Origin of the sequence: Streptomyces sp. NPDC005899 (assembly GCF_040629645.1) — a bacterium.
Taxonomy (GTDB): domain Bacteria; phylum Actinomycetota; class Actinomycetes; order Streptomycetales; family Streptomycetaceae; genus Streptomyces.
This window is the reverse complement of record NZ_JBEXWB010000277.1, coordinates 1-8,644: the sequence shown is the minus strand read 5'-3', so window position 1 is coordinate 8,644 and position 8,644 is coordinate 1. Positions and strand designations below refer to the sequence as shown.

The following is an 8,644-nucleotide window of genomic DNA, read 5'->3' as shown; positions in this document are numbered from 1 at the left end:
GCGCGCCCGCCGGCCGGTGGGCCGTCGCGTGGCCCCCTCCTCCTCAGGCCGTCCGGTGCAGCAGGAACCTGAGCAACTCCTCGATCTCCCGTACGGGTCCCGGTGCGAGGGGGACGCTCCGCAGGCAGGCACGGGCGGCGTCGAGGTGGTGGCGGGCCTCGTCCAGGGTGGCGGTGCGGCCGCCGGACGCCTCGACGAGCGCCGCCGCGCGTTCCGCCCCCTCCTCGTCCAGGGGCGGCGGCGAGTCCAGGAGGATGGCGAGGTCCGCCGCCCGGCGGCCCGCACCGGCGAGGGCCGCGAGCACGGGATACGTCTTCTTGCGGCGGAGCAGATCGCTGTGCACGGGTTTGCCGGTCACCGCGGGGTCGCCCCAGATGCCGAGCAGGTCGTCGACGGCCTGGAAGGCCACTCCGAGGTGGCGCCCGGCCCGGTCCAGTGCGGCGACCGTCCCGGCCGGCGCCCCTCCCAGCAGGGCGCCGAGCGCGGCCGCGCAGCCCAGCAGGGTGCCGGTCTTCAGCTCGGCCGTCGTCCGGTACTCGTCGATGGTCACGGCTCCGGGCCCCGTCCAGGGACGGGCCTCGAGGAGCAGGTCCTCCGCCTGGCCGTGCACCAGGTCGCCCAGCGTCCTCGACAGCCGGCGCAGGGCCGTGGCGGTGTGCGGCCCCGGAGTCTCGGCGAGGGTCTGCACCGCCAGGGCGAAGAGGGCGTCCCCGGCCAGTACGGCGGCTCCGGTGCCGTACGCCTTCCACACGGTCTCCCGCTGCCGCCGGGTCCCGTCCCCGTCCATGATGTCGTCGTGCATGAGGGAGAAGGCGTGGGTCAGTTCGACGGCGACCGCCCCGGCGACGGCGCTCTCCCCCGGCGCCCCGGCGGCCTCCGCGCAGAGCACGGCGAGGGCCTGGCGCACCCCCTTGCCCTCGGACCCCCCGGCGGTCGGTGCGCCGCCGACCGCGCACCAGCCGAACGAGAAGGCGGCCATCTCGCCGGGCCACGGGTGGAGCCGTCCCACCGCGGCGGCCAGCGAGGGGCGCACCAGATCCCGGCAGCGGGCCAGTACGCGGGGAGCGGTCGCGACCGGCACGGTGGTGGAGGAGGTCATCGGGCCGCCGCCCCGTCGGTGGTGCGGTCATCGCCGGGCAGGGGCCCCACCCCCAGTTCGGCGGCCGCCCGGTCGACCATGGTCCGGGCGTGCCGCAGGCCTATCCGGTCCAGGGCGCCGCGCAGGCCGGCGAGTTCGGCGGCGGTCTCGGCCGGGTTCCTCCCGAGCCGGGCCAGTGACTTGGCGAGTCCCAGGCGGGCGAGCGCCGTCCCACGGGGCTCGTGCATCTCCTCGAACTCCGCGAGGGCCGTCCGGTAGTCGTCACGGGCCTGTGCGTACAGCCCCGCCCGGTAGCGGACGTTGCCGCGCATCTTGTGGTTGTACGCCAGCGCGCTGGACAACCCGATCTCGCGGCAGGCGACCTCGGCTTCCGCGAGCAGGGCGAGGGCCCGCTCCACGTCTCCGTCGCGCACGGACACCACGTCGGCTATGCCGCGCAGCGCCCAGGCCCGTCCGCGCCGGTCGTCGGCCCGGCCGGCGGTCTCGGCCGCTTCCTCGAACAGGGCGAGGGCCCGGTCGTAGGAGCCGGTGTTGCGGTGCATCTGCGCGATGCCCTCCAGCGCCCACACCGTGTGCCGGGCCTCCCCGCGCCTGCGGGCCTCGGCGAGCAGTTGTTCGTGCAGTGCGCCGACCGCCTCGTAGTCCCCCTGGATGCGCCCGGTCTCCGCGAGTCCGGCGAGCGAGTATCCGCGTACCACCACGTCGCCGCCGCGTTCGCCCAGTTCGGCCGCGAGCCCGAGCAGCCGGTAGGCCAGCGCCAGCGCGCCACGCTGGCGGGCGAGGGTGCCGCCGCTCCACAGGGCCCAGGCCATCGCGCCGGTGTCCTGTGCCGAACGGGCCGCGCGGTAACTCGCCTTCCAGGCCGCGTCGGCCTCCGTGATCCGCCCCAGCCGCCGGTACGCCTCGGCGACGGCGAGGCCGCAGCGTGCCATCTCCCCGTGCTGTCCGGCGCTCCGCGCCGCGCGCAGCTCCTCGATGCCCTTCGCCAGCACCTCCGTGAGCGAGGAGTTCACCGACAGGGAGCCGAGCGCCCCCTGGTATTCGGGGGCGAACGCCTTGCCCTTGCCCGGTTCCCGCTGAGTCACCCGTGTCACCCGTGCCACCTGCCCGCTGTCTCCGCCCGTGCTCGGGACCGCTGTCCCCGACGGCCGTCGGTCGTCGTCTCGTCTGTGATCAAGACGGTATGAGGCGGCGGGGGTTCCACGAATCCCCCTGCGTGTGGGTCGTGGGTCATCCCTGAGTGCCACGGGCAGGACCCGGACCGTCAGTGCGGCGTACGACCGCGGGACGGTGGCGGGCCCCGCCCCGGGGGGTCGGGCGGTGCGCCCGCGAGGCCGGTGGACGGTGGGCGCGGCCTACTGCGGCGGGGCCGGCAGGGGTGCGGAGAGCCGGAAGGTCATCCGCCCGAAGCTCACCTGGTCGCCGTCGCGCACCGGGACGGATCCGACGACCCGGCGGCCGTTGACGCACGTGCCGTTCGTCGAGCCGAGGTCGCGCAGGATCCACCGGCTGCCGTGGGCGACCAGTTCGGCGTGCCGGCGCGACACCGTCTCGTGGCTGAGCCGCAGGCCGTTACCGGGATCCCGTCCGATGTTCAGCGGGTGCGGTCCGGGCGCCGGCAGGAGCAGCTTGGGCAGCCGCTCCGACTGCCAGGCCCGGCGCAGCTGTGCGGGAAACGCCGAGACGCCGCTCACGGCGCGCAGCAGCGCCCGCGACCAGCCCGCACCGGTGTCCAGGTCGGCTGTGAGGGCGTCGAGTTCCCCGGCGTGCCGGGCGACCAGGGCGAGTTCCATCCGGCGCAGGAAGGTGTCGTGGGAGAGCTTGCCCTGGGCGGCGCCGTCCCTGAGCACACCGAGGACCCGGTCGCGCTGGGCGTCGGAGGGCCGCGCGGGATACGTGGAGGACTCGAAGGAGGACGTCACGGAGCTGATTGTCGGTCCGGCGGGCCGGGGGTGTCCAGACGGGCCCGGGTTTCCGGCGCTCCCGCCCCGCGCGCCGACGGAAATCGCCACGCGCCGGGCGCGTGATCCCTGTTACCGTCCCCGCTGCCGGCCACCGCCGGGACCACGCAACCAGGAGATCATGTGACCTCAGCTCCACCCGGCCTGACCATCCGTCCACTGAGCGGCGCGCAGGAACTCGGTCTCTTCCGGCGTCTCACCTACGTCCTGGACCACGAGCTCGCCGACGACCTCGCGGCCGGCCGCCGCCGCCCCGAGTGGATGTGGGTGGCACTGCGCGGGGAGCGGGTGGTGGGCCGGCTGTCCTGGTGGACGGGCGAGAGCGACGGCGTTCCCCGGTTGCTGGACTTCTTCGACCTGGACGACACGCTGCCGGAGCCGGAGCGGGGCGAGATCGGGCTGCGCCTGCTGGAGACGGCGACGGCGGCCGTGCTTCCGGCCGGCCGGACGCGACCCGAGTACGGACGGTTCGTCCCTCCCGGCTGGCGCGAGGACCCGGTGGCGCGTGACGTGGTGGAAGCCCGGATACGGGTCATGGAGGCGAGCGGCGCCCGGATGCTGGTCGAGCGGCTCCGGCTGGAGTGGCGGGCCGGTACCCCGGTGCCCCCGGACAGCGGCCGGCTGCTGTTCCGGCCGGTCGCCGGGCGCGAGGACCTCGTGGCGCTGATGGCCCCGGTGATGGAGGGCACGCTGGACGCGCACGGGCGGGCGGAACTGGCCTCCGGGCTGGACACGCGGCAGGCGGCACGGAAGCAGTACGACGAGGAGTTCGCCCGCCTGAGGACCCCTCGGGCGTGGTGGCGGATCGCCGAACTCCCCGGCGGCGAACCGGTCGGCTTCGTCGTTCCGGCGCGCAACAACTACCACCCGATGATCGCGTACATCGGCGTGCTCCCCGCCCACCGCGGCCACGGCTACGTCGACGACATCCTCGCCGAGGGGACCCGGGTGCTCGCCGCGGAGGGCGTGGACCGCGTCCGGGCCGCCACGGACCTCGGCAACGTCCCGATGGCCCAGGCGTTCGCGCGCCTGGGCTACGTGAACTTCGAGCGGGCCTTCGACATGGTCTGGGGCTGACCCGCCACCGCGGGAGGCGGCCGGTGTCCCGCGTCCCGGGCCCGCACCGACGAGGCCGGGCGTCAGCCGGCGGTGCCGCCGGCGCGCTGGTCCCGTATCAGGTCGCGGTACCAGGCGTACGACTCCTTGGGGGTGCGCCGGAGCGTCTCGTAGTCGATGTGGACCAGGCCGAACCGCTTGCTGGCGCCCTCGGTCCATTCCACGTTGTCGGTCAGTGACCAGGTGAAGTAGCCGCGCACGTCGACGCCCGCGTCGACGGCCCTGCGCAGGGCCTTCAGGTGCCCTTCCAGGAAGGCGATGCGGCGGCCGTCGGCGAGGGGCTCGTCGACCGCGCAGCCGTTCTCCGTGATGTACACGGGCGGCAGCCGGTCGCCGAAGCGCCGCCGCAGTCCTGTCAGGGTCTCGGCGAGCCCCTCGGGAACCACGGGCCACCCGAGGTCGGTCGTGTCGTAACCCTCGATCTCCCTGATCCCGAAGGGGAGTTCGAAGGGCATCGAGTATCCCGAGAAGGACCCGGCCGCCCCGGGCCCGGGCGCACCGACGAGGGTGGGGTTGTAGTAGTTGACCCCGTACCAGTCCAGCGGGGTGGAGATCACCTTGAGGTCGTCCTCGACCGGGCCCGGCATCAGGGCGGCGAACCCCTCGTCGGGGTAGCGGCCGGTGAGGACGGGATCGGCGAACAGCCAGTTCGTCAGGGTGTCGTAGAGACCGGCGCCCAGCCGGTCGGCCTCCGAGTCGCCGGCCGTCCAGACGGGCGTGTGGGAGAGCGCGACGCCGATGTTGCCGGCCCCCGCGGCGCGCAGCGCCCGTACGGCCAGCCCGTGGGCGAGCAGCTGGTGGTGTGCGGCGGGCAGGGCGTCGAAGAGGAGGGTGTGCCCGGGCGCGTGCTCGCCGAGCGCGTAGCCGAGCATCGTGACCTCGGCGGGCTCGTTGATGGTGATCCACATGGGGACCCGGTCGGCGAGGCGCTCGGCGACGATGCCCGCGTACTCCGCGAAGCGGTAGGCGGTGTCCCGGTGGAGCCAGCCGCCGGCCTCGTCGAGGGGGAGCGGGGTGTCCCAGTGGTAGAGGGTGGGGGCGGGGGTGATGCCGTGGGCGCAGAGCTCGTCGACGAGCCGGTCGTAGAAGTCCAGCCCGGCCGGGTTGAGCGCACCGCTGCCGCCGGGCACGACCCGGGGCCAGCTGACCGAGAAGCGGAAGGCGTCCGCGCCGAGTCCGGCGAGCAGGGCGACGTCCTCCCGGTAGTGCTCGTGGAAGCCGGTGCCCCGCGTGGTGTCGGTGCCGTCCTTGATGCGGCCCGGCTGGGCGGCGAAGGCGTCCCAGCCGGACGGCCCTTTGCCGTCCGCGTCGTGCGCGCCCTCCGTCTGGAAGGCGGAGGCGGAGGCGCCCCACAGGAAGCCGGGCGGGAACGTCGGCACGGTCATGCGCACTCCAGCAGCCGTAAGAGGGACCCTGTATGACTGCCCGGCTCCGCTACGTATGGGCGCGACCCGGCAGGGCAATGATCTGGACCAGACCCTAGTGGCCAGGTACGGGCCCGCTCCAGTGCCCCGGGGCCGTGCGTGCGACGTCCGCCGGCCGCGGCGCACCGGCGCCCGGGCACGCGAACACGGACGAGGAGTGCTGGATGCGGTTCGAGGTGTGGGCCCCGGACGCCGGGTCGGTCGTGCTGAGCACGGTGCGCGGGCGGCAGCCGATGGAGCGTGACCCGTTGCGTGCGGGCTGGTGGGCGGCCGAGGCGGAGGCGGCCGACGGCGACCGTTACGGCTTCGCGCTCGACGGCGGGCCCGTGCTGCCGGACCCGCGCTCGCGCCGCCAGCCGGACGGGCCCGACGGCGAGAGCGCGGTGGTCGACCAGGAGGCGTACCGCTGGCGGCATCCGTGGCAGGGGCGCGGACTGCCGGGCGCCGTCCTGTACGAACTCCACGTCGGTACGTTCACGGACGCGGGCACCTTCGACGCGGCGGCCGGGCGGCTGGGCCATCTGGTGGACCTGGGCGTCACCCACGTGTCGCTGATGCCCGTCTGCCCCTTCCCCGGCACGCACGGGTGGGGGTACGAGGGGGTGTCGCTGTGGGCGGTGCACGAACCGTACGGCGGACCGGAGGGGCTCAAGCGCTTCGTCGACACGGCACACGGGCTCGGTCTCGCGGTCGTCCTGGACGTGGTGCACAACCATCTCGGCCCGTCGGGCAACCACCTCCCCGCCTTCGGCCCGTACTTCACGGACACCCACCACACGCCCTGGGGTTCGGCCGTCAACCTCGACGCGCCCGGGTCCGACGAGGTCCGGGCGTACCTGCTGGGCAGCGCGCTCGCCTGGCTGCGGGACTACCGGCTGGACGGGCTGCGCCTGGACGCCGTCCACGCCCTGGCCGACGGGCGGGCGCTCACCTTCCTGGAGGAGCTGTCCACCGCCGTCGACGCGCTCGCCGCGGAGCTCGGCCGGCCGCTCACGCTGATCGCCGAGTCCGACCTCTGCGATCCGCGGACGACCACGCCCCGCCCGGACGGCGGCCTCGGTCTGCACGCCCAGTGGAACGACGACTTCCACCACGCCCTGCACACCGCGCTCACCGGCGAGGCCCAGGGCTACTACGCCGACTTCGCCGCCGCCCCGCTGGCCGCCCTCGCCAAGACGGTGACCCGCGCCTTCTTCCACGACGGCACGTACTCCAGCTTCCGGGAGCGCACGCACGGCCGGCCCGTCGACGTCACGCGCACCCCCGCCCACCGCTTCGTCGGCTACGCCCAGACGCACGACCAGATCGGCAACCGCGCCCTCGGCGACCGGCTCGCCGCCTCCCTCTCCCCCGGACTCCAGGCCTGTGCCGCCACCCTCGTCCTCACGGCGCCCTTCACCCCGATGCTCTTCATGGGCGAGGAGTGGGGCGCGCGCACGCCGTGGCAGTTCTTCACCGACCACACCGATCCCGAGCTCGCCGAGGCCGTGCGCAACGGCAGGCGGCGGGAGTTCGCGGCGCACGGCTGGGCCGAGGAGGACATCCCCGATCCGCAGGACCCGCGCACCCGGGGCCGCTCGTGCCTCGACTGGAGCGAAGCCGGGCGCGAGCCCCACACCCGGATCGGGGCCTGGTACCGCGAGCTGATCGCGCTGCGCCGCGCCCTGCCCGACCTCTCCGATCCGGATCTGGGCTCGGTCAGGCCGGCGTTCGACGAGGAGGCGCGCTGGCTGGCCTACCGCCGGGGCGACCTGCGGATCGCGGTCAACCTGTCCGGGAGACCCGCCGCCGTACCGCTGGGCGGCGGGCGGCACCGGGGCGGCGGCGGGCGGGTGCTGGCCTCCTGGGAGCCGGTGCACGCCCCGGGCGCGGACGGGGTCCTGCACCTGCCGCCCGAGTCGTGCGTGGTCCTGGCCGACGAGTGAGCCGCTCCGCCTCCCCGGGGACCGGCCCGCCTACTCGACGCCGGCCAGTTCCCGCTACTCGACGACGGCGAGTTCCCGCGCGGTGGTGTTGAGCCGCCTGCCGCCGTCCTCCGTGACCGTGACGATGTCCTCGATCCGGACGCCGAACCGGCCGGGGAGGTAGATGCCCGGCTCCACGGAGAAGCACATGCCCGGCACCAGCGGCTGCTCCTCGCCCTCGATCATGTAGGGCGGCTCGTGGGTGGTGACGCCGATGCCGTGGCCGGTGCGGTGGATGAAGCGCTCGCCGTACCCGAACCCGGTGATCACGGCGCGGGCCGCCCGGTCGATCTCCTGGCAGGCGGCCCCCGGCCGTACGGCGCGGCATCCCGCCTCCTGCGCCTCCCGTACGACGTCGTGGACCCGCTGCTCCTCGGCGGTGGGTTCGCCGACGTGGACCGTGCGGGAGGTGTCGGAGCCGTAGCCGTGCTTCAGCCCGCCGAAGTCCAGGACGACCATGTCGCCCCGTTCGATGACCCGGTCCCCCGCCTCGTGGTGGGGGTTCGCGCCGTTGGGGCCGGAGCCGACCACGGTGAAGTCGACCTGGGAGTGGCCGTGCTCGGTGAGAAGGGCGGCCAGGTCGGCGGCCACGTCGCTCTCCCTGCGTCCGGAGAAGCGCACGTGGAGGATCCGCTCGTACGTGGCGTCGGCGGCGGCCCCGGCCGCGGCCAGCCGCTCCAGTTCGGCCGCGTCCTTCACCGCGCGCAGCATGGGCAGGGCCGCGGTGAGCGAGGCGTAGGAGGTGCCCGGCAGACGGTCCTGCAGGGCGAGCAGGTGCAGGGCCCAGGTGTTGTCGCTGACGCCGAACCGGCCCTCGGCGTCCAGCAGTCCGGCGGCCAGCCCGTAGGGGTCGGTGGCGTCCGTCCAGTCGTGCAGGTCGAGGGCCGGCGCGCCGGTCGCACGCTCGGCGTCGGCCGCCTCCAGGGCCGGGACGACGAGGACCGGTTCCCGTCCGGGCCGCAGGACGAGCAGGGTGAGCCGCTCGGTCTCGGCGGTCGGCCGGTAGCCGGTGAGGTGGACCATGTCGGGCCCGGGCGTCACCAGGACGCCCGCGAGCCCGGCCGCGTCCGCGGGCGCGGC

General features: G+C 74.8%; 7 protein-coding genes. 2 read left to right on the top strand and 5 right to left on the bottom strand.

What is annotated here, in order from left to right:
- Positions 1 to 43 precede the first annotated feature (43 nt).
- From ABZ371_RS24780 to ABZ371_RS24770, 3 genes are all read right to left on the bottom strand, one after another.
- Positions 44 to 1,099, bottom strand: a complete 1,056-nt coding sequence (locus ABZ371_RS24780; protein ID WP_358683405.1) for a polyprenyl synthetase family protein — start codon at positions 1,097 to 1,099, stop codon at positions 44 to 46.
- Positions 1,096 to 2,193, bottom strand: a complete 1,098-nt coding sequence (locus ABZ371_RS24775) for a tetratricopeptide repeat protein (RefSeq protein WP_358683403.1) — start codon at positions 2,191 to 2,193, stop codon at positions 1,096 to 1,098. Before ABZ371_RS24775 ends, ABZ371_RS24780 begins: the two co-directional genes overlap by 4 nt.
- A 261-nt stretch (positions 2,194 to 2,454) precedes the next feature.
- Positions 2,455 to 3,021 carry a DUF1707 and FHA domain-containing protein gene (locus ABZ371_RS24770; RefSeq protein ID WP_358683401.1) on the bottom strand — a complete coding sequence of 189 codons (567 nt, stop codon included), beginning with the start codon at positions 3,019 to 3,021 and terminating at the stop codon, positions 2,455 to 2,457.
- Positions 3,022 to 3,183: 162 nt separating this feature from the next.
- Between ABZ371_RS24770 and ABZ371_RS24765 the strand changes: the two genes are divergently transcribed.
- Positions 3,184 to 4,137, top strand: a complete 954-nt coding sequence (locus ABZ371_RS24765; protein ID WP_358683399.1) for a GNAT family N-acetyltransferase — start codon at positions 3,184 to 3,186, stop codon at positions 4,135 to 4,137.
- Between the two features lie 62 nt (positions 4,138 to 4,199).
- On the opposite strand, the gene ABZ371_RS24760 is transcribed toward ABZ371_RS24765, so the two are convergent.
- A complete protein-coding gene (locus tag ABZ371_RS24760; RefSeq protein WP_358683397.1) occupies positions 4,200 to 5,561 on the bottom strand; it encodes a GH1 family beta-glucosidase in 1,362 nt (453 codons plus the stop codon).
- A gap of 203 nt (positions 5,562 to 5,764) precedes the next feature.
- On the opposite strand from ABZ371_RS24760, the gene treZ reads away from it, so the two are divergent.
- Positions 5,765 to 7,525, top strand: coding sequence for a malto-oligosyltrehalose trehalohydrolase (gene treZ, locus ABZ371_RS24755; RefSeq protein WP_358683395.1), 1,761 nt, complete (start codon positions 5,765 to 5,767; stop codon positions 7,523 to 7,525).
- Between the two features lie 54 nt (positions 7,526 to 7,579).
- On the opposite strand, the gene ABZ371_RS24750 is transcribed toward treZ, so the two are convergent.
- The coding region (locus tag ABZ371_RS24750; RefSeq protein WP_358683393.1) for an aminopeptidase P family protein at positions 7,580 to 8,644 on the bottom strand (1,065 nt) is incomplete at its 5' end.

Excerpts from the sequence above, each read along its gene's own strand:
- ABZ371_RS24760 (WP_358683397.1), bottom strand. The coding sequence starts at position 5,561 with ATGACCGTGCCGACGTTCCCGCCCGGCTTCCTGTGGGGCGCCTCCGCC.
- treZ (WP_358683395.1), top strand. The coding sequence starts at position 5,765 with ATGCGGTTCGAGGTGTGGGCCCCGGACGCCGGGTCGGTCGTGCTGAGC.
- ABZ371_RS24780 (WP_358683405.1), bottom strand. The coding sequence starts at position 1,099 with ATGACCTCCTCCACCACCGTGCCGGTCGCGACCGCTCCCCGCGTACTG.